This window comes from Methylobacterium sp. E-005 (assembly GCF_022829725.1).
GTDB lineage: Bacteria > Pseudomonadota > Alphaproteobacteria > Rhizobiales > Beijerinckiaceae > Methylobacterium.
In genome coordinates this window covers 42870-65656 of sequence record NZ_JAKSYG010000164.1, presented here as the reverse complement: position 1 = coordinate 65656, position 22787 = coordinate 42870, and the positions used below count along the sequence as shown (strand labels likewise).

General features: G+C 69.5%; 20 protein-coding genes. 9 read left to right on the top strand and 11 right to left on the bottom strand.

The window, feature by feature from the left end:
• Positions 1 to 12: 12 nt before the first annotated feature.
• Positions 13 to 1884 (bottom strand): methyl-accepting chemotaxis protein, encoded by a 1872-nt coding sequence (locus MKK88_RS17810; RefSeq protein ID WP_244001991.1) that lies wholly within the window; start codon positions 1882 to 1884, stop codon positions 13 to 15.
• Here MKK88_RS17810 and MKK88_RS33875 point away from each other — a divergent pair.
• Entirely contained in the window at positions 1870 to 2004 is a 135-nt protein-coding gene (locus MKK88_RS33875) for a hypothetical protein (RefSeq protein WP_279602377.1), read from the top strand. The two genes, MKK88_RS17810 and MKK88_RS33875, sit on opposite strands and share 15 nt — an antisense overlap.
• Positions 2005 to 2392: 388 nt before the next feature.
• Here MKK88_RS33875 and MKK88_RS17805 read toward each other — a convergent pair whose 3' ends face one another.
• The 6 genes from MKK88_RS17805 to MKK88_RS17780 all read right to left on the bottom strand — a co-directional run bounded on the left by MKK88_RS17805 (position 2393) and on the right by MKK88_RS17780 (position 10853).
• Positions 2393 to 4351, bottom strand: a complete 1959-nt coding sequence (locus MKK88_RS17805) for a methyl-accepting chemotaxis protein (protein WP_244001989.1) — start codon at positions 4349 to 4351, stop codon at positions 2393 to 2395.
• A gap of 680 nt (positions 4352 to 5031) precedes the next feature.
• On the bottom strand, positions 5032 to 6930 hold the full coding sequence (locus MKK88_RS17800; RefSeq protein ID WP_244001988.1) for a methyl-accepting chemotaxis protein: 1899 nt from the start codon (positions 6928 to 6930) through the stop codon (positions 5032 to 5034).
• A gap of 497 nt (positions 6931 to 7427) precedes the next feature.
• Entirely contained in the window at positions 7428 to 8213 is a 786-nt protein-coding gene (locus MKK88_RS17795) for an HAD-IA family hydrolase (protein WP_244001986.1), read from the bottom strand.
• A complete protein-coding gene (rpe, locus tag MKK88_RS17790; RefSeq protein ID WP_244001984.1) occupies positions 8207 to 8893 on the bottom strand; it encodes a ribulose-phosphate 3-epimerase in 687 nt (228 codons plus the stop codon). The genes MKK88_RS17795 and rpe overlap by 7 nt, the downstream gene beginning before the upstream one ends.
• 20 nt (positions 8894 to 8913) lie before the next feature.
• The gene (locus tag MKK88_RS17785; protein WP_244001983.1) at positions 8914 to 9774 is read right to left on the bottom strand and encodes a phosphoribulokinase; all 861 of its coding nucleotides are present in this window, start codon (positions 9772 to 9774) and stop codon (positions 8914 to 8916) included.
• A 23-nt stretch (positions 9775 to 9797) separates the two neighbouring features.
• Positions 9798 to 10853, bottom strand: a complete 1056-nt coding sequence (locus tag MKK88_RS17780; RefSeq protein ID WP_244001981.1) for a class 1 fructose-bisphosphatase — start codon at positions 10851 to 10853, stop codon at positions 9798 to 9800.
• 195 nt (positions 10854 to 11048) lie between these two features.
• On the opposite strand from MKK88_RS17780, the gene MKK88_RS17775 reads away from it, so the two are divergent.
• Positions 11049 to 11996, top strand: coding sequence for a LysR family transcriptional regulator (locus tag MKK88_RS17775; RefSeq protein ID WP_244002072.1), 948 nt, complete (start codon positions 11049 to 11051; stop codon positions 11994 to 11996).
• On the top strand, positions 11993 to 13234 hold the full coding sequence (locus MKK88_RS17770; protein WP_244001979.1) for an NAD(P)/FAD-dependent oxidoreductase: 1242 nt from the start codon (positions 11993 to 11995) through the stop codon (positions 13232 to 13234). The genes MKK88_RS17775 and MKK88_RS17770 overlap by 4 nt, the downstream gene beginning before the upstream one ends.
• A gap of 6 nt (positions 13235 to 13240) precedes the next feature.
• On the opposite strand, the gene MKK88_RS17765 is transcribed toward MKK88_RS17770, so the two are convergent.
• The 3 genes from MKK88_RS17765 to MKK88_RS17755 form a co-directional block, all read right to left on the bottom strand.
• Positions 13241 to 14482, bottom strand: coding sequence for an MFS transporter (locus MKK88_RS17765; protein WP_244001977.1), 1242 nt, complete (start codon positions 14480 to 14482; stop codon positions 13241 to 13243).
• Between the two features lie 83 nt (positions 14483 to 14565).
• On the bottom strand, positions 14566 to 14805 hold the full coding sequence (locus MKK88_RS17760; protein ID WP_244001975.1) for a hypothetical protein: 240 nt from the start codon (positions 14803 to 14805) through the stop codon (positions 14566 to 14568).
• Between the two features lie 36 nt (positions 14806 to 14841).
• Positions 14842 to 15729, bottom strand: a complete 888-nt coding sequence (locus MKK88_RS17755; RefSeq protein WP_244001973.1) for a LysR family transcriptional regulator — start codon at positions 15727 to 15729, stop codon at positions 14842 to 14844.
• Positions 15730 to 15825: 96 nt separating this feature from the next.
• On the opposite strand from MKK88_RS17755, the gene MKK88_RS17750 reads away from it, so the two are divergent.
• Positions 15826 to 16452, top strand: a complete 627-nt coding sequence (locus MKK88_RS17750) for a glutathione S-transferase family protein (protein WP_244001971.1) — start codon at positions 15826 to 15828, stop codon at positions 16450 to 16452.
• A gap of 8 nt (positions 16453 to 16460) precedes the next feature.
• Positions 16461 to 17381: a pyridoxamine 5'-phosphate oxidase family protein gene (locus tag MKK88_RS17745; protein ID WP_244001969.1), complete on the top strand. Its 921-nt coding sequence runs from the start codon at positions 16461 to 16463 to the stop codon at positions 17379 to 17381.
• 7 nt (positions 17382 to 17388) lie between these two features.
• On the opposite strand, the gene MKK88_RS17740 is transcribed toward MKK88_RS17745, so the two are convergent.
• Positions 17389 to 18045, bottom strand: a complete 657-nt coding sequence (locus MKK88_RS17740; protein WP_244001967.1) for a glutathione S-transferase family protein — start codon at positions 18043 to 18045, stop codon at positions 17389 to 17391.
• A gap of 200 nt (positions 18046 to 18245) precedes the next feature.
• Here MKK88_RS17740 and MKK88_RS17735 point away from each other — a divergent pair, with 200 nt between their 5' ends.
• The 4 genes from MKK88_RS17735 (at position 18246) to MKK88_RS17720 (ending at position 22740) form a co-directional block, all read left to right on the top strand.
• Complete coding sequence (locus MKK88_RS17735; protein WP_012320502.1) at positions 18246 to 18626, top strand: response regulator; 381 nt, start codon at positions 18246 to 18248, stop codon at positions 18624 to 18626.
• Between the two features lie 68 nt (positions 18627 to 18694).
• Positions 18695 to 20668 carry an AI-2E family transporter gene (locus MKK88_RS17730; protein ID WP_244001965.1) on the top strand — a complete coding sequence of 658 codons (1974 nt, stop codon included), beginning with the start codon at positions 18695 to 18697 and terminating at the stop codon, positions 20666 to 20668.
• A 119-nt stretch (positions 20669 to 20787) separates the two neighbouring features.
• The gene (locus tag MKK88_RS17725; protein ID WP_244001963.1) at positions 20788 to 22407 is read left to right on the top strand and encodes a hybrid sensor histidine kinase/response regulator; all 1620 of its coding nucleotides are present in this window, start codon (positions 20788 to 20790) and stop codon (positions 22405 to 22407) included.
• A gap of 18 nt (positions 22408 to 22425) precedes the next feature.
• Entirely contained in the window at positions 22426 to 22740 is a 315-nt protein-coding gene (locus tag MKK88_RS17720) for a plasmid stabilization protein (RefSeq protein WP_244001961.1), read from the top strand.
• Positions 22741 to 22787 lie beyond the last annotated feature (47 nt).

Sequence of the window (22787 nt, the reverse complement as noted above, 5' to 3'; positions counted from 1 at the left end):
CGGCTCGATCGATCAGGCCGCCCGCACGGTCGCGAGGAATCGGTGAACCTCCTTGGTGAGGTCGTCCGATTGGCGCGATAGCTCGGAGGCGGAGGTCAGCACCTGGTCCGCCGCGATTCCGGTCTTTTCCGCCGCCCCCGCGACCCCCGCAATGGTGCTAGTCACCTCGCCCGTGCCGGCAGCCGCCTGTCCGACGTTCCGAACGATTTCCTGCGTCGCCGCCGCCTGCTCCTCGACCGCGGCGGCGATCGAGGCCGCGACACCGTTGATCTCGCGGATGCGTCCGGCGATGCGCTCGATCGCCGACACCGCCTGACCGGTCGCCCCTTGCACCTGCCCGATCTGCCGGCCGATCTCGTCGGTCGCCCGGGCGGTCTGGTCGGCCAGCGCCTTCACCTCGGCGGCCACCACCGCGAAACCCTTGCCGGCCGCGCCGGCGCGCGCCGCCTCGATGGTGGCGTTGAGCGCCAGCAGGTTGGTCTGCGCGGCGATGCCCGAGATCAACCCCACGACTTCGTCGATCCGGGCGACGCTCGCCGTCAGGGCCTCCACCAGTTCGGCGGTGCGGTCCGCTTCATCCACTGCGGCCCGGGCCAGATCGGCCGAGCCGGACACCTGCCGGCCAATCTCGCGCACCGAGGTGCCGAGCTCCTCGGAGGCCGCCGCCACCGTGCCGACGTTGGCCGCGGCCTGGTCGGCCGCAGCCGCCACGGTGAAGGACCGCTCCGCCGTCTCGGCGGCGGTGGCCGCCATGGCCTTCGCGGTGGCCTGCAGCGCGCCGGCCGAGGACGCCACCCGACCGACGATCCCACCGGCCGCCCGCTCGAACGCGTCGGCCATCTGGTGCATGACCGTTTGGCGCTGCGCCTCGGCGGTGCGGCGCGCCCCGGCCGCTTCTTCCTCCAGCGCACCCGTCCGGATCAGGTTGTCCTTGAACACCTGCACGGCGCGCGCCATCGCGCCGAGTTCATCCGTGCGGCTGGCCCCGGGCACCGCCGTGTCCAGCTGCCCCCCGGCGAGGCGCCGCATCGCATCGACCAGACCGAGGATCCCCCGCACGACGCGGACCTGCACGATCACGATCGCCGCACCCGCAAAGCCGGCAGCGAGCATCATCGCGGCGACCGCGATCACGAGTTCCTGGCGCGCCGCCGCCGCGGAGGCGCGGGCCTTCCCGACCGCGGCGTCGATAGCCGCGATTGCCGCCTCGGAGACCGCATTCAGGCCGATCATGGACTTGGCATCCCACTCGGTAGCCGAGGTGGGAATGGGGCGACCCTTCATGAGGGCCTCAAAGGCAGCCTGCCGCATCTCGCCCGTCCGGCCGGTGAAGTAGGCCCCGTCTGCCCGGGCATAAATCGCTCTTAAGGGGGTCTCGGCCCCCGCGATCTCGATCGATCGCTGCGCCAGCTTCCAGGCCGCGGCCGCCTGCGCCTCCAACGTGTTCAGCCGAAGCCATTCCTCGGGCTTCGCAGCCCGGCCGCTCGCGAGGAATTCGAGCACCACCACGTTGGCGGCGCCGGCATTCTGCCGGGCGACCCACGTCGCCGCCCTGGCATCGATATAGCTTCCCAGGGCGGGATCCAGGGATTGGATCTCCATTTCGGTCGCACTGGAAGCGGCTTCGAGGGCCGCCAGGAACCGGTTGCCGAACTCGTCCAGACTCTTGCGCAACGCGTCGTCCCGTGCCGCAAGGGCTTGGTCAAAGGCGACGTCGATCGCAGGGCGCAGGTGGCGCCATTCGTTCAGGAAGGATTGCAATTCGGCACCCCGCGCCCGCAGGGCCGCGCTCGGGGCCCGGCTCAGTTCCGCGACGGCGTTGTCGACGACCGCGTCCAACGCCGTCCGCCCTTCGAGGGAGGCCCCCCGATGGACGCGATTCATCGTAGGCTCTTCCGCCAGAGCGATAGCCGCCCATCCACGCTCGAGGCGAAACTGCGCCAGACTGACGAACAGATTCCGGTCGATAATCACGTAGGCGGCGGCCTGATCGGCTGTCTTTGAACCGGACAGGCTCCTCGTTATATCCCGAACGGCGAGCCCGATGGACGATAGTCCTGTCATTACGATGAGACAAATCAGCATCAAACGTACCGACAAACGTCGCATGACAATCTCTCAAATAAAATTGGGCATCTCTGATCTTACCGCGATTTCATTTTCGGGCAAAATCTTCACAGGGGGGTCTTCTTGTGCATTCGGTTCAGACCTTTTCAAATGAACAGCAAATAGATGTCTTCGTATCGCCGATGACGTCCAGTCATCGGCGCCAATGGCGTGTCCGAGCGTGATTTCCGGAGGTTCGATGCTCTCTCTCGTCGCGGCGGCCGAAACACCAGGACCGCCCCAGGCGGTCGACGATCTTCGCGATGCTGCCCCGGCTGTCCCGCCGTCACGCCGCCCGCACGGTCACCAGGAAGCGCTGGACCTCGGTCGAGAGCCGGTCCGACTGGCGCGCCAGCTCTGAGGCCGAGGCCAGGACCGCGTTCGCCGCGATGCCGGTCGCCTCCGCCGTACCAGCCACGGCCGTGATGGTGCTGGTGACCGCGCTCGTGCCAAGGGCGGCCTGCCCGACATTGCGGACGATCTCCTGGGTGGCCGCGCCCTGCTCCTCGACCGCCGCGGCGATCGAGGCGGCCACGGTGCTGAGTTCGCGGACCCGGCCGGCGATCCCGCCGATCGCGGAGACCGCCTGGCCCGTCGCCCCCTGGACCTGATCGATCTGCGCGCCGATCTCACCGGTCGCCCGGGCGGTCTGGTCGGCCAGCGCCTTGACCTCGGCGGCGACCACCGCGAAGCCCCGGCCAGCCTCCCCGGCCCGCGCCGCCTCGATGGTGGCGTTGAGCGCCAGCAGGTTGGTCTGGGCCGCGATGCCGGAGATCAACCCGACGATCTCACCGATCTTGACCACGCTTGCACTCAGCGCCTGGACGAGCGTGGCGGTCTGGTCCGCTTCCCTCACGGCCGCCTGGGCCAGATCGGCCGAGCCGGACACTTGGCGGCCGATCTCCTGCACCGACGTGCCCAACTCCTCAGCGGCCGCCGCGACGGTCCCGACATTGGATGCCGCCTGCTCGGCGGCAGCGGCCACGGTGGTGGACTGGTTCGCCGTCTCGTCCGCGGTGTCCGCCATCGACCGAGCGGTGGCCTGAAGTCCGTTCGCCGAGGACGAGACCGTCTCGACGATCCCGCCGGCAGCACGCTCGAAGGCGTCGGCGACCTGCTGCATGGCCGCCCGGCGTGCGGCCTCGGCGGCACGGCGACCTTCGGCAGCCTCCTCTTCGAGGGCCCGGGAGCGGATCAGGTTGTCCTTGAACACCTGCACGGCGACGGCCATGTCGCCGATCTCGTCGTTGCGCTGCGTGCCGGGCACGGGCGTGTCGAGTTCTCCGTCGGTCAGGCGCCGCATCGCGGCCGCCAGACCGAAGAGCCGCCGCACCACGTGGAACTGCACTGTCAGAACTGCCGTCACCGCCAGTCCGGCGGCGAACAGGATGATCGCGACCGCGAGCGCGAAACTCCAGCGGGCCTCCTCTGCCGCCACCCTGGATCGGGCCAGGGCCGCGTCGACGACCGCGATTGCCGCATCGGCGATCGTCTGCTGGGCCTGGATCGCCTCGTCCCACGCCGCGGCGGCGATCGAGACCTTGCGTCCCGCAGCGACGTCGGCGACGGCACTCCTCCGCATATCGGCGAGCCTGCCGGTGAAGTACGTGGCGTTTGCCCGGGCATAGGCGGCTTTCACGGACGCGTCGGCCCCGGCGGTCGCCACCACCCGCTCGGCGAAGCGCCAATGCGCCAGAACCTCCGTTTCGGCCGCGTTGAGTTCCGTCCAATCCGCAGGCGTGGCGACGCGACCGGTCGTCGCGAGATCGCTCACCAGGGACGCGACGCGGCTGCCCGACGTCCGCGCGAGCCACGTCGCAGCCCGCGCGTCCAGGAAGGCGCCGAGATCGGGCTGCAACGCAGAGACCTCGCTCTCGATCGCGTCGGAGACCGCCTCCAAAGCGGCGAGGAGACGAAGGCCGGCCTCGCTCAGCGTCCTGCGCAGCGATGGATCACGGGTCGCAGGAGGCTGGTTGAAGGCGGCATCCACGGTGGGGCGCAGACGTTTCCACCCATCCACCAGCGTCTGGAGTTCGGCGTGCCGTGCCTTCAACGCGCCGTCCCGCACGCGGCTCAGTTCGGCCAGCGCCTTATCGGTGACTGTATCGAAGGTGTCGCGGGCCTTGAGGATGATCTGCAACTGGCTCTGACTGCTCTCGGATTCGAGACGGAGCTTGATCAGGCTCCATCCGCGCTCGGCCCGGAGATGATTCAGGCTCGCGAAGAGATTACGATCTATCTCCACGTAGGTCTCAGCCTGAGTTGCAACATCAAACCTCCGAGAATTCCGCACGACTTCTAATGACGCGATCCCTACCGCAACGAAACTGACCAATGCCAACACGGCAATGAGGACGAGACGAATTGAAATGCGGAACATTGCCAGTCTTTCATCTCTGAGAATCCGATTACCTAGATGTTGCGCCAATTCTGGCGTTTTTCAAGAAAAAATTGTATAGATCCGCTTATTCTCTCTACGTGAAGAGATAAATATCAACCGGGACCGAGAGATTTATAAATGTAATAAGGTAAAACGACTTGGAAAATCCAAGTCGAGATCCGGACAAATACGGGCGGCGAGCTCAAACCGACCGCGATGCCGCGGTCGTTTTCTGCCTGGACAGGGTGGGCACAGGTTCAACGCCGCGCCACCTTCCGCGGGCGCGGGGAGGGAGGCAGCCGGGACGCTCCCTGTCCGGCAGCGCGGCGACGGAGCCTCTACGGCGAGTACGCGTGCCACTGTCGCGGGGAGGCCCGCGTGACCCGGCGTCCCGGCCCTCCCGCGCCGACGATGTGCGGGTGCGGGCGGCCGGGCTTACCGCGGTGAGAGACCGCCTGGACGGCGCCGTCGAGCGTGCGGCTGCGGGTCGTCATGACCCGTGCAGGCCCGGCTGTCGTACGAGCCGCCGGAGGCGGCTCGCAGCGTCACGCCGCCCGCACGGTCGCGAGGAAGCGCCGGATCTCGGCCGTCAGATGCGCGGATTGGTTCGACAGCGCGGAGGCTGCGGTTAAAACACGATCCGCGGCGGTCCCGGTCTGCTCGGCGGCGCCGGCGACGCCCGCGATGTTGCGCGTCACCTCGCCCGTGCCCGTCGCGGCCTCCCCGACATTGCGGACGATCTCCTGGGTGGCCGTCCCCTGCTCCTCGACGGCGGCCGCGATCGAGGCTGCGACGTCGTTGATATCGCGGATTCGCGCCGCGATGGTGCCGATCGCTGCGGCGGCCTGACCCGACACGCTCTGCACCTGACTGACCTGCTGGCCGATCTCGTCGGTGGCGCGGGCCGTCTGGTTGGCCAGGGCCTTCACCTCCGCCGCCACGACGGCAAAGCCCTTGCCCGCCTCCCCGGCCCGGGCGGCCTCGATGGTGGCATTCAGCGCGAGGAGATTCGTTTGCGCGGCGATGCCCGAGATCAGGGCCACGATCTCGCCGATCTTGGCCACGCTGGCGTTCAGCGCCTGCACCAGCGTGCCGGTCTGGTCCGCCTCGGCCACAGCCTCTCGCGCCAGCCGAGCCGAGCCATCGACCTGCCGGCCGATCTCCTGCACCGACGTGCCCAGTTCCTCCGCGGCGGCAGCGACCGTGCCGACATTCGATGCCGCTTGGTCGGCGGCGGTCGCCACGGTCGTGGAGCGCGCTGCCGTGTCGGCCGCCGTGGCCGCCATGGCTCGGGCGGTGGCCTGCAACGCGCCGGCCGCGTCGGAGACGTCGTGCACGACCGCCCCGGCGGCCTGCTCGAACACGTCGGCCAGTTGATGCAGGGCGGCGCGGCGTTGCGCCTCCCCGGCCTGCCGGGCCTCGACCGCCTCCTGCTCCAGCGTCCGGGTCCGGATGAGATTATCCCTGAACACCTGCACCGCGCCGGCCATCGTGCCGAGCTCGTCGGTGCGGTGGGTTCCCGGCACGACCACGTCGATTTCCCCGTGGGCCAGACGCCGCATGGAGCGGGCCAGCTCGAGTATGCCCCGCACGACGCGGAACTGCACGATCAGGATGGCCGCCACCGCGGAGATCGCCGCGAAGAGGCCGACGGCCACGGCCACGAGAAGGTCCTGCCGGGCGCGACCGGCTGACGCCTTGGTTCTGTCGGCCGCCCAATCGATCACGGCGACCGCGGCCTCGGAGATCGCCTTCTGACCACCGACGACACTCTCATTCCACTCCGCCATGGGTAGCTCGATCCTCCGGCCCGCCGCGACGGCAGCCGCAACCGTCTCCTGCAACGCGGCCATCCGACCGCCGAAGTAGAGTGTATCGACGCGATCAAAGCGTTCTCGGACGCGAAGATCGGGTCCCGCGATCTCGACTGCGCGCTTCGCGAGGGTCCAAGCCGTCCGCGCTTCGATCTCTGCGCCCTTCACCCGGACCCAGTCGGCGGGCGCGGGCGTGCGGCCGGTCGCCAGGAATTCGCCGATCATTGACGTGTTGCGGCTGCTGCTCGTTCGCGCAAGCCACGTCGCCGCCCTGGCGTTGAGCAGGATACCGTAAGTCGGGTCCAGGGCCTGAATTTCGGCTTCCGTGGTCGTGGAGGCGGCCTCCAGCGCCGCCAGAAGACGGGCCCCGAGTTCGTCCAGGCCCTTTCGAATCCCTGGATCGCGGGCTGCCAGCGGCTGGTCGAAGGCTGCGTCAACGGCTGGACGCTGGCGGCGCCACGCGTGGACGAGGGATTGGAGTTCGGCGCTGCGGGCGCGCAGCGTCTCACTGGGCACCTGACTGAGCGCGGTCAGGCCGAGATCGACGACCGGGTCGAGCGCCGTGCGGCCCTCAAGCACGGTTTGCCGATTGGCGCCGTTGGCGGCGGGTTCCTTGAGCAATGCGCTCATTGCCCATCCCCGCTCCAGGCGCACCTGGGTCAAACTCACAAAAAGATTGCGGTCGATGATCATGTAAGCCGCAACCTGGTCGGCAACAGCCAATCTCTCCCTGCTTTCAGTGATCCGCAAACCCGACAATGCGGCGACGCAAACACTCATAATGAGAATAATTGCAATCAGCACAACTCTAATCGATGGTGGCCGCATAGATATTCTTCCGCACAGACGTTGTATTTTAATTTTTAAAATGCGCGCCTGCGGATGGCTACAAATTTTTGAATGAATCTTATTCCCCTAACGCACCTTCTAATGATAATAGATCTGCTCACAAATCATTTTAAATCGCATGAATGCGCAATTCAGCAACTTAATTTCGTATAAATCAGTATACCCGGTCGATTTCCGAAATATTGACCGTCTCGTGTGGTCGCGTCGCCCCCCATGGAGCATCGGGAAACGCTGAGTCTCGTGCAGGGCTGTGCCTCCGGACCAGAGCGCCGGCCTGTCTACCGGCTGGTCAGCGCCTGAAGCGCCGCGCCCTGACCGTCCAGGGCCCCGTGCCACCGGATGAGGCGGGCGAGGTCCACCACACCGCCGGGCCATTCCAGGCCGGCGATATGCCGGTGCGGGCGCCCGGGCTCCCCGAGATCCGAGACCGCCGAGAAGGCGCCGTCGAGCCGGTGGCTGTTCGTGTACGCGCTGCGGGTCGCCAGGACCGGCAGGCCGGCGGCGCGGGCCGAGTTGATCCCGGCCGCCGAATCCTCGAATGCGACGGCCTCCGAGGCGGCAATTCCCAGCCCGGCGAGCGCCAGAAGGAATACATCCGGAGCGGGCTTCTTGCGGTTGGCCTCGTCGCCGGCCGCGATCACGTCGAAGGGCGCGTCGCCCGGCGGGAAGTTGATCGCCAGCAAATGATCGACGTTCGGCCGGCTGGTGGTGGTGGCCACGGCAAGCCGGAGGCCACCCGCCCGCGCCTCGGCGATCAGCCGGGCGATGCCGGGGCGCAGCGGCAGCCGGTTCTCCGCCACGAGCGCGCCATAGGCCGCGGTCTTGCGGGCATGGATCTCGGGCGCGCGCGCATGGAGCGCCCCGGCGTCCGCCGGATGCTGCGTGTCGATGTAGTGGGCGAGCCGCTCCTTGCCGCCCATCACGGTGAGCAGATCGGCGTAGAGGGCCGGATCCCAGTGCCAGGGCAGGCCAAGGTCCGCGAAGGCGCGGTTGAACGCCTGCCGGTGCAGATCCTCGGTCTCGGCGAGGGTGCCGTCGACGTCGAAGATCAGCGCCCTCAGCACGACAGGTCGCGGCCGGAGGCGCCCTCCGCGCCGTCCCGGATCGCCGCGATGCGCTCGGCATAGGCGCCCGGGCCGCCGCTGAAGATGGCATTGCCGGCCACGAAGGTGTCGGCCCCCGCCCGGCTCGCGGCCTTGACGGTCTCGGGATCGATGCCGCCATCGACCTGAATGCGGATGTCGCGCCCGGCCACCATTGCGCGCACCCGCGCCACGGATTCCATGCAGCTCTTGAGAAAGCTCTGGCCGCCGAAACCGGGATTGACGGTCATCACCAGCACGAGATCCGCGAGGTCGAGCACCGGCTCGACCATCGCGGCCGGGGTGCCAGGGTTGATCGCGATACCGGCGCGCTTGCCGAGGTCGCGGATGGTCTGGAGCGAGCGGTGAATGTGCGGCCCGGCCTCGGCATGGACCGTGATGCCGTCCGCGCCCGCCTCGGCGAAGGCCGCGAGATACGGATCGGCCGGGGCGATCATCAGATGTACGTCAAAGTACTTCTGCGTGTGAGGCCGCAGCGCCTTCACCACCGGCGGACCGAAGGTGATGTTGGGCACGAAATGCCCGTCCATCACGTCGAGATGGATCCAGTCGGCCCCGGCCGCATCGACGGCGCGGGTTTCTTCGGCGAGCTTCGAGAAGTCGGCGGAGAGGATCGAGGGGGCGATGATGGGAGGCAGCATGGGAGGCTCTCGGGATCGGCTCAGGCCAGACGTCTGCGGCGCTCGACGAGCTGCATGATCATCGGCGTCAGGATCAGCTGCATGGCGAGATCCAGCTTGCCGCCGGGGATCACGATGGAATTGGCCCGGCTCATGAAGCTGTCGTGAATCATGGAGACCAGATAGGAGAAATCGATCCCCTTCGGGTCCTTGAAGCGGATCACCACCATCGATTCGTCGGCGGTGGGGATCCAGCGGGCGATGAACGGGTTCGAGGTGTCGACCATCGGCACCCGCTGGAAGTTGATGTCGGTGAACGAGAATTGCGGGCAGATGGTCTGCACGTAATCGGGCATCCGCCGCAGGATCACGTCGGTGACGGCCTCGGTCGAGTAGCCGCGGAACGAGCGGTCCCGGTGCAGCTTCTGGATCCATTCCAGATTGATCACCGGCACGACGCCGATCTTCAGGTCGGCATAGCGGGCGATATCGACATCCGGATCAGCCACGCAGCCATGCAGGCCCTCGTAGAACAGCAGGTCGGAATCCGGCGGGAACGCCTCCCACTCCGAAAAGCTGCCTTCGGGGATGCCGTAGGCCTGCGCGTCGTGCGGGTCGTGGGCGTAGTGGCGGGTACGGCCCGTGCCGGATTCGGCGTAGCTCCGGAACACCGCCTCCAGTTCCGGTAGCAGGTTCGCCCGGGGCGCGAAGTGCGACAGGGTCGGCTCGCGCGCCATCATGGCCCGCATCGTGTCCCTGTCGAAGGCGTGGAAGCCATCGCCCTCGATGAACACCGCCCGCACATCCTCCCGGCGGAAGATCTGCTCGAAGGTGTTGCGCACCGAGGTGGTGCCGGCCCCCGAGGAGCCGGTCACCGAGATGATGGGATGCCGCGCCGACATGCGTTTCGGACTTCGCGTGGTGCTTACGAGCGCATCAGGCCGCGCTGGCCGAAGAGCGGCGAGCGGCCGGCATCGGGCTTGCCGCCGCCGTAATAGGCCGCGACGCACTCGACTTCCTCGGTCGAGCCGCAGACCAGGGGCGCGCGCTCGTGGATGCCGGTGGCCACGATGTCGAGGATGCGCTGCTGTCCGTCCGTCGCCGCGCCGCCGGCCTGCTCCACCAGCATCGCCACGGGGGCAACCTCGTAGAGCAGCCGCAGGCGGCCGCGGGCGTAGTTCTTCCTTGCATCGCCCGGGTAGAGGAACACGCCGCCCCGGGTCAGAACGCGCTGGATGTCGGCCACCAGGGAGGCGAGCCAGCGCATGTTGTAATCCTTGTCGCGCGGGCCCTCGGTGCCGCGCTGGCAATCCTCGATATAGGCCTTCACCGGGGCGTCCCAGTGCCGGGCGTTCGAGGCGTTGATGGCGAATTCCTTGGCGGAAGCCGGCACCGACATGGCCTGGCTCGTCAGCTTGAACGTCCCGTCCTTGCGGTCGAGCACGTAGGATTGGGTCCCCTGGCCGAGGGTCAGGATCAGCGCGGTAGCGGGGCCGTAGGTCACGAAGCCCGCCGCGATCTGCGCCGAGCCGGGCGTCGTGAACGAGGCGATCGGGTTCGACGAATCCTTGATCGACGGCCGGATGCCGAAGATCATCCCCACCGCCATGTTGACGCCGATGTTGGAGGAGCCGTCGAGGGGATCGATGGCCACCGCGAGCGGCGCGTCGGGGTTCAGCCGCATCACCTCCTCGGCCTCCTCGGAGGCGACTTCCGCCACGGGGGCGCCGCGCAGGGCCGCCGTCACGCTCTCGTGGGCGATCACATCGAGCGCCTTCTGCACATCGCCGTCGCTGTTATGATCGCCCACCGCCGCGAGGTCGCCGCCGAGCGCCCCGCGCCCGATCCGCTCGCTGATCTCCACCGCCGAGCGCGCCACCGCGGCGATCACCGCCGCGGCGTCCTTCAACGCCGGGTTGCCGTCCACGGCCTGCGCCAGACAGGTGTCGAGGGGCGTCCCGATCGCCGCTGAGATTGCCATCGGCTTAACTCTCCTGCTCGGATCCCGCCCGCCGGGATCGCGCATTCCGCGCCGGCTCTGTAGCGGCCGCGCCCCTGTCAAGATAGCGGTCCCTGTCTCCGGATCGACAGGAACCCGCGGCGGCGCCTTCAAGATTTCTGTGCGATCTTGTGCCATAGGACGAAAAAAAACGAGATGTCCGCCGAGAAATCCGCCATGCGCAACCTCTCCCTCAAGCAGCTCCAGGCGGTCGCGGCGGTGGCCCGCCTCGGCACCATGACCCGGGCGGCGCAGGAGCTGAACGTCACCTCGGCTGCCCTCTATGCGCGCATCCGCCAGCTGGAGGAGGAGGCGGGCCTGCTGCTGTTCGACCGGACGCCCGGCGGCCTCAAGCCGACCGATGCCGGCCGTGAGATGCTCTGGGCGATCGACAGCATCAACACCGTGCTGGAAACGTGCACGGATCGCCTGCGGACGCTCCGCGGCGCCGAGGGCGGGCGCGTGGCGCTCGGCGTCGTCTCCACCGCCAAATATTTCGCCCCACAGGTGATCGCGGGCTTCGTCAAGAAGCATCCGGGGGTCGAGATCAGCCTGTCGGTGCGCAACCGCGGTCAGACCGTTGAGGCGTTGCGCGGCTACGAGATCGACTTCGCCCTGATGGGCCGCCCGCCCCGGGATTTTCCGATCGAAGCCGCCACCTTCGGCCCGCACCCGATCGTGCTGATCGCGGCCCCGGACCATCCCCTGGCGGGGCGGCCCGGCCTCACCCGGGAGGATCTCGCCGATCAGCCGTTCTTCCTGCGCGAGGAAGGCTCGGGCACCCGGATGGTGTTCGAGGAATTCATGGCCGGCGTGCTGGTCAAGCGGGCGCCCCTGGAGATCGACACGGGCTCGAACGAGACCATCAAGCAGGCCGTCATGGCCGGGCTCGGGATCGCGCTGCTGTCGGTGCATTCGGTGGCGGCGGAGCTGGAGAGCGGCCGCCTCGTGCTCCTCGACGTGAAGGGCCTGCCCATCCGGCGCGACTGGTACGCGGTCCGACGCGCCGACAAGGTTTTGGGGCCGGCGGCTTCGGCGGTCTGGTCCTACCTGATGTCGGAGGGTGCAAACAGCCTGCCGGGCGTCGCGCGCAGCGGCCTGGTGCTGGCGGGGGCCCGGGCATGAGCGCGGCCGGCATCGTCGTCGCGGGCGCGGGCCAGGCGGGCTTCCAGCTCGCCGCTTCCTTACGCGAGGACGGCTTCCGGGAGCCGATCACCCTGGTGGGCGACGAGACCGCCCTGCCCTATCAGCGCCCGCCCCTGTCGAAGGCCTATCTCGCCGGCAAGACCGACCGGGAGGGCCTGTTCCTGCGCCAGCCGGGCTTCTTCGCCGAGCACACGATCACGCATCGGCCGGGGAACCGCGCCACGGCGATCGACCGGGCGGCCCGGCGGCTGCACCTGTCGAACGGCGACAGCCTCGCCTACGACCACCTCGTGCTTGCCACGGGCGCCCGCAACCGCCCCCTGCCGGTCCCCGGGGCCGATCTCGGCGGCGTGCACCAGCTGCGCGGGCTCGCGGATGCCGACGCGCTTCGCGCGGAGATCGCGGCAGCCCGGTCGATCGTGGTGGTGGGCGCGGGCTTCATCGGACTGGAATTCGCCGCCGTGGCGGCCGGGCGCGGCCTCCCGGTGACGGTGATCGAGGCGGCCGACCGGCCGATGGCCCGGGCGGTCTCGGCCGAGATGGGGTCGTTCTTCCGCGGCGCCCATGAGGCGATGGGCGTGCGCTTCGCCTTCGGGGCGGGCGTGACGGCGATCCTCGGGCGCGACGGCCGAGCGGCCGGAATCGCCCTGGCGGATGGGACAGAGCGTCCCGCTGACCTCGTCCTGATCGGCATCGGCGTGCTGCCGAACCGGGAACTCGCCCTGGAGGCGGGGCTACCGGCCGAGGACGGCGTGCGGGTCGACGCGTTCCTCGCCACCCCCGATCCGGCGATCTCGGCGATCGGCGATTGTGCCCGGTTCCCCAGCCCCTTCGCGCAGGGGCTCACGGCGGACGGCACCGTGCGGATCGAATCCGTGCAGAACGCCATCGACCAGGGCCGCGGCCTCGCGGCCCGGCTCCTCGGCAAGCCCGCCGCCTACGGCGCGCTGCCCTGGTTTTGGAGCGACCAGGGCCCGCACAAGCTGCAGATCGCCGGGCTGTCGGGCCCGGGCGATTCCAGCGTGGTCCGCGGCTCGGGCCCGGCCTTCTCGGTCTTCCGCTTCCGCGACGGGCGCCTGAGCGCGGTGGAATCCGTCGACCGCGCGGGCGACCACATGGTGGCCCGGCGTCTTCTCACCGCCGGGACGCCGCTGACGCCGGATCAGGCGGCTAACACGAGCTTCGATCTCAAGGCGCTGGCGATGCAGCGGGGCTGAACCCGCTCAGCCCGGAAACGCCACCGGCGCCGGCTTCTGCCGCAGGGCGTAGGCCGTGCCGATCCCCAGCGCCAGGATGGTGACGGCGCAGCCCATCAGCGCCCCGAACTGGCCGAGCCGCACGAGCGCCTGACCGATCACCGCGACGCCGAGCGCCTGCCCGCAGAAGAACGAGAAGGCGTGGAGCGCCACCGCGGAGGCCCGCGCCTTGGGCGCCACTTCAGTGACCTGCGTCTGGTAGGTGTTGTGCAGCATGTAGAAGCCGAGGCCCATGGCGGTGAGCGCCGCGCAATCGACCGGCCACGAGCCGGCGAGTCCCACCACGGTGAGCGACGCGCCGCAGATCAAACCGCCGCCGATCAGCATCCGCGGCAGGCCGAGGAGCCGCACCAGCAGCCCGACCAGCGCCGAGTAGAGTAAGCCCCCGACCGCGAACCCCGCCAGTACGAGGCCGGCCTCGCGCGGGCCACCCTCCCCCCGCGCCTCGATCAGCGGTGCGAGATGCGGGAAGACGCCGAAAATCGCGATCGCCTCGATGAACACCGCCGAGAACAGGACCCGCGCCCGGGGATTGTGCAGGATCGTCCGGTAGCGCGTCACCGCCTCTCCGAAGGCTGGACGGCGGGCGGGAGCCCGACCGGCGCGGTCGAAGCCGAACACGGTCGCCGCGCAGGCGCAGGCCGCCACCCCCGCCGTGACGGCGAACACCCCGCGCCAGCCGATCGCCGCCTCGATCAGGCCCGCGAAGGTTGAGCCGGAGAGCTGGCCGAGAATCACCGCGACGAGGAAACGCCCGATCGCCACCTGACGGCTCTCCATCGGCACGCGGTCGCCGAGCAGCGCCAGGGAGAGCGGGATGCAGCCGCCGGCCGCTGCGCCAGCCAGCATGCGCAGGCCGAACAGGCTGCCGATATCGGGGGCGAGGCTGCACAGGGTGAGCGCCACCGCGAGCACCGCGAGGCAGGTGCTCATCACCCGCTCCTTGCCCAGGGCGTCCCCGATCGGCCCCAGCACCGGCTGGATGAACGCGTAGGGAAGCGCGAAGGCGGTGGAGAGCAGTGCAACCGTATGGGCGTCGCTTCCGAGATCCCGGGCGAGCACGCCGACCAGGGGCTCGACCGAGCGCAGCGCGAAGGTGCTGCCGAACCCGGCGCAGGCCAGCACCACGATCAGCCGCGGGATCGAGGTGGCCGGTGGCGCGGCCTGGACGACCGCAGGGTTGAGGGCCTGCTCAGGGCTGTCGGTCATGGGGGACGCTTCGCGACGCGGGCGGGGTGCGATATGCCGCATCGCATCTCCCCGGCCCCAGAGGAACCCCGCCGCGCGACAGATCAGCGTGCGTAGAACGCGGGATCCGACGCGTCGGTCGAATGCTCGAATGCCCATCGTAAGACCGAGCAAAGCGGGAGGTTGGGATCGAGCCCGTGCGGCGGCACCGGCTCCAGGAACCAGCGGTTGTCGATCGTCAGGATCTCGGGGCTGCGGTCGAGATCGGCGCCCGCCCGATCCACCACAGCGTCGAGGGCTGCTCTATCCGCCCCGCGCTGATTGCGGCAGCGCCTGCGTTTCACGGTCGCTTCCATTGGCGCACCGCCCGCGATGACGGATCAGGGGGCACGCAGCACCGGCAGGGCTTTCAGCGCGTCGGCCGCGAAATCCAGGAACGCGTTCACCCGCGCAGGCCGGAAATCCGCGCTCGGGGTCACGAGTTGCACCGGCACCGGCGGCGGCTCGTAATCCGCGAGCAGGCGCACGAGCTGGCCCGACGCGATGTCCTCGGCCGCCTGATAGGACAGGACCCGCGCGATACCGCGCCCGGCCCGGGCCGCGATCAGGGCGGCCTCGACCTCGTTGACGATGAGGCGTGGGGTCAGGCGCACGCGGTTCGCCCCGAAACGCCACTCCCGCAAACCCGTGCGCACGAAGCCCTGGATGGTATCGTGCTCGGCGAGATCCGCAGGGAGGTGGGGCATGCCCCGGGCAACGAGGTAGTCCGGGCTTGCCACCACGATCTGGCGCACCCGCCCGACTTGCCGGGCGACGAGGCGTGACTCCGCGAGCCGCCCGATCCGCAGGGCGACGTCGATGCCCTCTTCCACGAGGTCGAGATTGCGGTCGGCGAGCACCAGCTCGACCTGCGTCTCTGGATAGGCATCGAGGAAGCCCGACACGACGGGCGCCACGTGCTTGCGCCCGAACAGCAACGGTGCCGTGACCCGCACGAGGCCGCGCACGGCGTCGCGCGCGGCCCCCGAGACGGCCGCCTCGTAACCCGCCAGGATGCCGCGCGCCCGCTCGGCGAGTTCGAGGCCGGCCGGCGTCGGGGCGAGGCGCCGGGTCGTGCGTTCGACGAGGCGGGTGCCGGCCCGCGCTTCCAGACTGGCGAGCGCGCGGGTCACGGCGGCGGCGGAGCGGCGCTGGCGCCGCGCTGCACCCGCCAGGCTGCCCGCATCGATGATCGCGACGAAGAGCGTGAGTTCGTCCAGCCGGTCCATCGATTGCTGCGCGGATTGAAAGTCTGATTGTCAGAATCTGCGGATTTCGGGCAAACGGCGCAAGGGCGACATTCGGCAGGCAACGGAGCCCAGCCGATGACCGAACCGAACCTCACCCTCTACGGTCTGCCCCTCTCAGGCCATTCGCACCGCGCGGCGCTGTTCCTGTCGCTGCTCGGCCTGCCCTATCGCTTCGTCACGGTGGCGGACCGGGATCAGCCTGAGGCTGCGGAACTCCGGCGCCTGAACCCGCTCGGCCAGATTCCGGTCTTGGTCGATGGTCCGGTGGTGATCGCCGATAGCAACGCGATCCTGGTCTATCTGGCCGCCCGCTACGCGCCGGAGAGCGGCTGGATGCCGAACGACCCGCTCGGCGCCGCGCAGGTTCAGCGCTGGCTGTCCGTCGCAGCCGGCGAAGTGCGCTACGGGCCGGCGCTCGCCCGGCTGATGGTCGTGTTCGGCGCCCAGGCCGACCGGGCCGCCGTCCACGCCACTGCGGCCCGGATCCTCACCTTCATGAACGACCATCTGGCCGGTCGCCCCTACCTCGCGGCCGATCGGGCGACGCTCGCCGACATCGCCTGCTATTCCTACGTCGCCCACGCCCCGGAGGGTGGTGTCTCGCTCGCGCCCTACCCGGCCGTCCGGGCGTGGCTCGCCCGCGTGGAGGCGCTGCCGGGCTTCGTTCCGATGCCCGCCTCCCCCATTCCCCAATCCGAGTGAGGTGTGCCATGGCCAGCTTCCATGCTGACGAGATCCGCGCGCAAGAGCAGGCGGGCCACGTCCTGGGCGAGACCCCGGCGATCCGCCCGCTCATGCCCGAGCAGCACCGCACCTTCTTCGCAGGCCTGCCCTACCTGTTCGTGGGCACCGTGGACGCCGCCGGCGCGCCGAGCGCCACCGTGCTGACGGGGCAGCCCGGCTTCGTGCAGTCGCCCGACGCGATGCATCTCACCATCGCGTCGGCCCTCGACCCGGCCGATCCCGCGCTCCGCGCCCTCGTGCCCGGCGCCGAGGCAGGACTCCTGGGCCTCGACTTCGCCACGCGCCGCCGCAATCGGGCCAACGGGCGCGTGATGCATCGCGACCGGGACGGCCTGACGATCGCCATCGCGCAAAGCTTCGGCAACTGCCCGCAATACATCCAGCGGCGCGTGGCCGAGCCCGAGCCCGAGATGCGCCAAGCGGGGCCGATCGAACCCCTGGCAGCCCTGGATCCGGAGGCCGCCGCGCTGATCCACGGCGCCGACACGCTGTTCGTGGCGAGCCGATCCCGGGACGGGCTCGCCGATGGCGGCGCCGACATCTCGCATCGGGGCGGCCGGCCGGGCTTCGTCCGGGTCGCGGGCGACGTGCTGACGGTGCCGGACTTCTCCGGCAACCGCTACTTCAACACCCTGGGCAACCTGCTCGGCGAGACGCGCGCGGCGTTGCTGTTTCTCGATTTCGAGCGCGGCGACCTGCTGATGCTTCAGGGGCACACGGTGATCGACTGGAGCGGTGCTGAAGCCGCCCAGCTGACGGGGGCGCAGCGGACCTGGTCGTTCACCGTCGAGGCCGGCTGGCGGCGCCGGGCCGCCGTCCCCCTGCGCTGGAGCCGGCCCGAGCCGGCACCGCAGCTTGCACGCACCGGCATCTGGGAGACGGCGTGACGCCTCGTCAGGCCGCCCCGGCCTGTGCTGCGGCCGCCGCGTGCTCCGCGGCGAGCTGCGCATCCGCGGCCGCCACCCTCTGGAAGGCCGGCCGGGACCGGACCCGCTCGACATAGCCGGTCAGCACCGGATCGGGCGCCACGAGGCCGAAACCCGTGGTCCAGCCGAGGGCGCTGCCCCAGAGGATATCGGCGGCGCTGAACCTTTCGCCGAGGAGATAGGGTCCCGGCGTCAGCGCCTCGATCACACGCACGATCACGCTGTCGTACTCTCCATAGGCCGACATGCCGCGCGGGCCGGGCTCCCGCTTCAGGTGACGGTCGATCACGGCGGGCTCGAAGCACGAGCCGTAGAACACCATCCAGCGCAGGTAGGTCGCCCGGGCGGGATCGGTCGTTGCCGGAGCGAGGCCGGCCTCCGGGAACAGGTCGGCGAGGTAGAGGTAGATGGCGGCCTGCTCGGTCACCAGCGCGCCGCCGTGCCGGATCGCCGGCACCTTCGCCATCGGGTTGATGACGCGGTAGGCCTCCTGAAGGTGCTCGCCCGCGCGCATGTTGAGCGCGTGGAGCCGGTACGGCACGCCCAGCTCCTCGAGGAGCACGCGCACCCCGGAGGAACGCGTATTGGGCGAATGATAGAACGTGATGTCAGCCCGATCCGCCACTCTGTTCCTCCCCGATATTGACGATTCGTAGACTGGCACGCTCATACCAGCCGACGCCGGGGTCAACCGCACGGCCCGCCCCCTTCTCGACGGACCGGAATCGCGGCAGGAGCGTTGGGCGATTGTGCGGTGCCGCGCGTTGGCATGCCGGCCGGCAGGTCGCGAGCCGGGAATTTCGCGAGCCGGGGATTCGAGTTCTGATGGCGAAGATTCTGTTGGTCGAGGACCACGAAGAGATCTGGGATTTCCTGTCCCGGCGGCTCAAGCGCCGCGGCTACGAGGTCATCCTGGCCCATGACGGCGAGGCCGGCGTCCGGCAGGCGCGCTCGGGCCAGCCCGACGTGATCCTCCTCGATATGAACCTGCCGGTCCTCGACGGCTGGTCAGTCGCCCGCACGCTCAAGTCCGGCACCGACACGCGGGCGATCCCGATCATCGCGCTCACCGCCCACGCCATGTCGGGGGATCGCGACAAGGCGATCCAGGCGGGCTGCGACGACTACCATCCCAAGCCCGTCGATTTCTCCAAGCTGCTCAGCCAGATCAGCGCTGCCCTGGGCGAGACCGCACAGGCGAGCTGACGCGGATCCGTTCGCGCCCATGGCCGTTCCCACCCGACCCCTACGCGTGAGAAGTCTGGAGCGTGTCCGTGAGTGAGGATCCCGTCACTGCCCAGCGCCTGCGGGAGGGCCTCCCGGTCATCGTGGCGCTGGCCTCGCTCCTCCTTGTCGTGGCGACGATGGCGGCCTTGTATCTCGGGCGCGACATCCTGGTTCCGGTGACGTTGGCGATCCTGCTGAGCTTCGTCCTGGTGCCGGCGGTTCGAATGCTCCGGCGGCTGCACGTGCCGCGCGCCGCGGCGGTGCTGCTGGTCGTGGTGATCGTGTTCGGTGCCCTGTTCGGGATCGGCAGCCTGATCGCCAGCGAGGCCTCACAGCTCGCCGCCGACCTGCCACGCTACACCCAGACCATGCGCACGAAGATCAAGGACCTGCGCGGCGCGACCGCCGGCAGCGGAAGCCTGTCGCGCATCGTCGACATGGTGCAGGATCTGAGTGCCACCCTGCAGCCGCCACCGGCCGCGGAAATGCGTGGCGAGCGGGGATCGGCCACCCATCCGCTCACGGTCGAGATCACGCCCGCGCGTGCCAGCGTGATCGACACGCTCCAGACCTTCGCGGGCCCCGTCCTGCATCCGCTCGCCACGACCGGCCTGATCCTGATCTTCACGGTCTTCATCCTGCTCCAGCGGGAGGATCTGAGGAACCGGGCGATCCGGCTGGCCGGCGGTTCGGAGGATCTGCGCCGGACCACGGCGGCGATCGACGATGCCACGAGCCGGCTCAGCCGCTTCTTCCTGGCGCAGCTTGCCCTCAACATCGCCTTCGGTCTGGTGATCGGCTTCGGCCTCTGGCTGATCGGCGTGCCGAGCCCGACCCTGTTCGGCGTGCTCGCCGCGATCCTGCGGTTCGTGCCCTATATCGGCGCCGCGATCAGCGCCCTGCTGCCGCTGATCCTCGCCGCGGCGGTCGATCCCGGGTGGTCGATGGTGATCGCCACCGCGGCCCTGTTCCTGGTGGTCGAACCGATCTGCGGCCACGTGATCGAGCCGCTGCTTTACGGTCATTCCACCGGCCTCTCGCCGATCGCCGTCATCCTGGCGGCGACGATCTGGACCTTCCTGTGGGGGCCGATCGGCCTCGTGCTGGCGACGCCCCTCACGGTCTGCCTCGTGGTGCTGGGGCGGCACGTGGAGCGGCTCTGGTATCTCGACGTGCTGCTCGGCGACCAGCCGGCCCTGTCGCCACCCGAGATCTTCTATCAGCGCATGCTGGCCGGCGATCCGGCCGAGGCGATCGACCAGGGCTGGCAGTTCCTGAAGGCCCGTGCCCTCGTCACCTACTATGACGAGGTCGCGCTGGCCGGCCTGCTCCTGGCCCAGGAGGACATGTCGCGCGGGACCCTCGATCGCGAACGCCAGGAAGAGGTCGGCGCGGCGATCCGCACCGTCGTCGATCGCCTCGGGACGGCGCCGGTCGCGCGGCGATCCCGGCGCGGATCGGGGCGGGGGCCTGATACCGAGACCGCCGCGGCCTTGGCCGCGATCGGGCCCGACCGGGACGTCGCCGGCATCGTCCTCACTCGCGAGGATCTGGCGCCCCATTGGCGCAGCGAGACGCCGGTTCTGTGCGTATCCAGCCGCGGCCCGTTCGACGAGGCGGCGACCCTGATGCTGAGCCAGATCCTCGCCCGGCACGGGCTCGCCTCGCAAATCCTGTCGATGGCAGCGATCCGCGCCGGCGAGCGACCTTCGAACCCGGAGGGGCTGGCCCTGATCTGCTTCTCCTATCTGGAACCGGTCAGCCTTTCGCAGATTCGCTTCACCGTTCGGCAGGCGCGGGCCGCGGTGCCGGGGGTGCGCATCCTCGTGGGTTTCTGGCGCGAGCGCGACCCGGCCACCCTGGAGCGCCTGCGCCGGGCGACCTCGGCGGACTTCCTCGTGACCTCGCTCAACGAGGCGCTCTCGGCGGTGCTGGGCACCTGCCGCGAGCCGACGCGACGCGTCGCCCCTCCGTCACCGGCCCCCCTGCCCGGCCCGGTGCGCAAGGCGGCAACCGCCTGAGCGTTCGACATCAGGAAACCGCGCAGTCGACTTCGCGTTGCAGACCGCTAGAGTCTGCACCGGCAGGTCGTGACGGGCCGCACGCCTCTGCCAAACCGGAAGAGTGAAGACCGCTTCGCATGTCCGAGACCCCAGAAACCCCGCCCGTCGGATCCGGTCCCCAGGTCCGGGACAGCGCGCCGAGCGACGTCACGGATCGCAAGAGCGATATCTTCTTCGCCGCGGTCGAGACGACGCGGATGCCGATGATCGTCACCGATCCGCGCCAGCCCGACAACCCGATCATCTTCGCCAACCGCGCCTTCCTGGCGATGACCGGCTACACGCCGGAGGAGCTGATCGGGCGCAACTGCCGCTTCCTGCAGGGCCCCGACACCGACCGGGAAAGCGTCGCGCAGGTCCGCGCGGCGATCGCCGAGAAGCGGGAATTCGCCACCGAAATCCTGAACTACCGCAAGAACGGCTCGACCTTCTGGAACGCCCTGTTCGTCTCGCCGGTCTACAATGCCGACGGCGAGCTCGTGTATTACTTCGGCTCGCAGCTCGACGTGTCGCGGCGCCGCGACGCCGAGGAGGCCCTGGGCCAAGCGCAGAAGATGGAGGCGCTCGGCCAGCTCACGGGCGGCATCGCGCATGATTTCAACAACCTGCTGCAGGTGATCGTCGGCTACGTCGACATCCTGGCGGCCGGCCTGGAGAAGCCGGATGCCGACCGCGCCCGGCTGGGGCGCGCCACCGACAACATCCGCCAGGCCGCCGATCGCGCCACCACCCTGACGCAGCAATTGCTCGCCTTCGCCCGCAAGCAGCGGCTGGACGGCCGCGCGGTCAACCTCAACACCCTGATCGAGGGTATGGGCGAAATGGTCGCCCGGTCGGTGGGCGAAGCGGTCAAGGTCGAGCTCGATCTCGCCCCGGACCTCTGGAACTGCCGCGTCGACCCGACCCAGGCCGAGGTCGCGATCCTGAACGTGCTGATCAACGCCCGCGACGCGATGCCGGAGGGCGGCACGGTGCGGATCGCCACAGAGAACAGCGAGATCGCCGCCCGCGGCCGGGAGATCGGGCCGTTGCGTGACGGCCGCTACGTCAGCATCGCGATCCGCGACACCGGCACCGGCATCCCGCCGGCCGTGCTGGCCCGGGTGATGGACCCGTTCTTCACCACCAAGGAGGAGGGCAAGGGCACCGGCCTCGGACTCTCGATGGTGTACGGCTTCGCCAAGCAGTCGGGCGGCGCGGCGCAGATCGAATCCACCGTCGGCGAGGGCACGACGGTGCGGCTCTCGTTCCCGGCGACGGACGGCGACGTCAGCGCGGTGCCGAAGGTCTCGCTGCGGTCCGTAGACCGGCAAGGCACCGAGACGATCCTGATCGTCGACGACCGGGAGGATGTGGCCGAACTGGCCCGCACGATCCTGCGGGATTTCGGCTACGTGACCCTGATGGCCAGCAATGCCCGCGAGGCGCTGGAGATCCTCGATTCCAGCGAGCGGGTCGATTTGCTGTTCACCGACCTGATCATGCCCGGCGGCATGAACGGCGTTCTGCTCGCCCGGGAGGCCCGGCGGCGCCAGCCCAAGCTCAAGGTCCTGCTCGCCACCGGCTACGCGGAGGCGAGCCTGGAGCGAACCGATATCGGCGGTTCGGAGTTTGATCTGCTCAACAAGCCTTACCGGCGCACCGAGCTGGTCCGCCGTGTGCGGTCCATTCTCGACGGCCCGACCGGGGTAGGCTGAGCGCACAGGAGTCGCGCGATGTCACAGGGCGACAAGGCGAAATACACCGACAAGCAGAAGCGCAAGGCCGAGCACATCGCGGAATCCTACGAATCCCGCGGCGTGCCGGAGAAGGAGGCGGAAGCCCGCGCCTGGGCCACCGTCAACAAGGATGACGGTGGCGGCAAGAAGCCCGGCGGCTCGGGACGCGGGAAGGCGACCGACCATCCGGCCGCCCACAAGGGCGGCGAATCGGGTGGCAAGGCATCGGCCGAACGCAGCGCGGCCGAGCGCTCCGCCTCCGCCAAGAAGGCCGCCGCCACCCGCAAGGCCAACGCCGCCGCGCGCGCTTGATCGCGTGCCGCCGACCCCGCGCCGTCCGGCTGCGGTGGATCGACGAT

Excerpts from the sequence above, each read along its gene's own strand:
- MKK88_RS33875 (WP_279602377.1), top strand. The coding sequence starts at position 1,870 with ATGGACGCGATTCATCGTAGGCTCTTCCGCCAGAGCGATAGCCGCCCA.
- MKK88_RS17810 (WP_244001991.1), bottom strand. The coding sequence starts at position 1,884 with ATGAATCGCGTCCATCGGGGGGCCTCCCTCGAAGGGCGGACGGCGTTG.
- MKK88_RS17800 (WP_244001988.1), bottom strand. The coding sequence starts at position 6,930 with ATGAGCGCATTGCTCAAGGAACCCGCCGCCAACGGCGCCAATCGGCAA.
- rpe (WP_244001984.1), bottom strand. The coding sequence starts at position 8,893 with ATGCTGCCTCCCATCATCGCCCCCTCGATCCTCTCCGCCGACTTCTCG.
- MKK88_RS17785 (WP_244001983.1), bottom strand. The coding sequence starts at position 9,774 with ATGTCGGCGCGGCATCCCATCATCTCGGTGACCGGCTCCTCGGGGGCC.
- MKK88_RS17780 (WP_244001981.1), bottom strand. The coding sequence starts at position 10,853 with ATGGCAATCTCAGCGGCGATCGGGACGCCCCTCGACACCTGTCTGGCG.
- MKK88_RS17775 (WP_244002072.1), top strand. The coding sequence starts at position 11,049 with ATGCGCAACCTCTCCCTCAAGCAGCTCCAGGCGGTCGCGGCGGTGGCC.
- MKK88_RS17770 (WP_244001979.1), top strand. The coding sequence starts at position 11,993 with ATGAGCGCGGCCGGCATCGTCGTCGCGGGCGCGGGCCAGGCGGGCTTC.
- MKK88_RS17765 (WP_244001977.1), bottom strand. The coding sequence starts at position 14,482 with ATGACCGACAGCCCTGAGCAGGCCCTCAACCCTGCGGTCGTCCAGGCC.
- MKK88_RS17755 (WP_244001973.1), bottom strand. The coding sequence starts at position 15,729 with ATGGACCGGCTGGACGAACTCACGCTCTTCGTCGCGATCATCGATGCG.
- MKK88_RS17750 (WP_244001971.1), top strand. The coding sequence starts at position 15,826 with ATGACCGAACCGAACCTCACCCTCTACGGTCTGCCCCTCTCAGGCCAT.
- MKK88_RS17745 (WP_244001969.1), top strand. The coding sequence starts at position 16,461 with ATGGCCAGCTTCCATGCTGACGAGATCCGCGCGCAAGAGCAGGCGGGC.
- MKK88_RS17735 (WP_012320502.1), top strand. The coding sequence starts at position 18,246 with ATGGCGAAGATTCTGTTGGTCGAGGACCACGAAGAGATCTGGGATTTC.
- MKK88_RS17725 (WP_244001963.1), top strand. The coding sequence starts at position 20,788 with ATGTCCGAGACCCCAGAAACCCCGCCCGTCGGATCCGGTCCCCAGGTC.
- MKK88_RS17720 (WP_244001961.1), top strand. The coding sequence starts at position 22,426 with ATGTCACAGGGCGACAAGGCGAAATACACCGACAAGCAGAAGCGCAAG.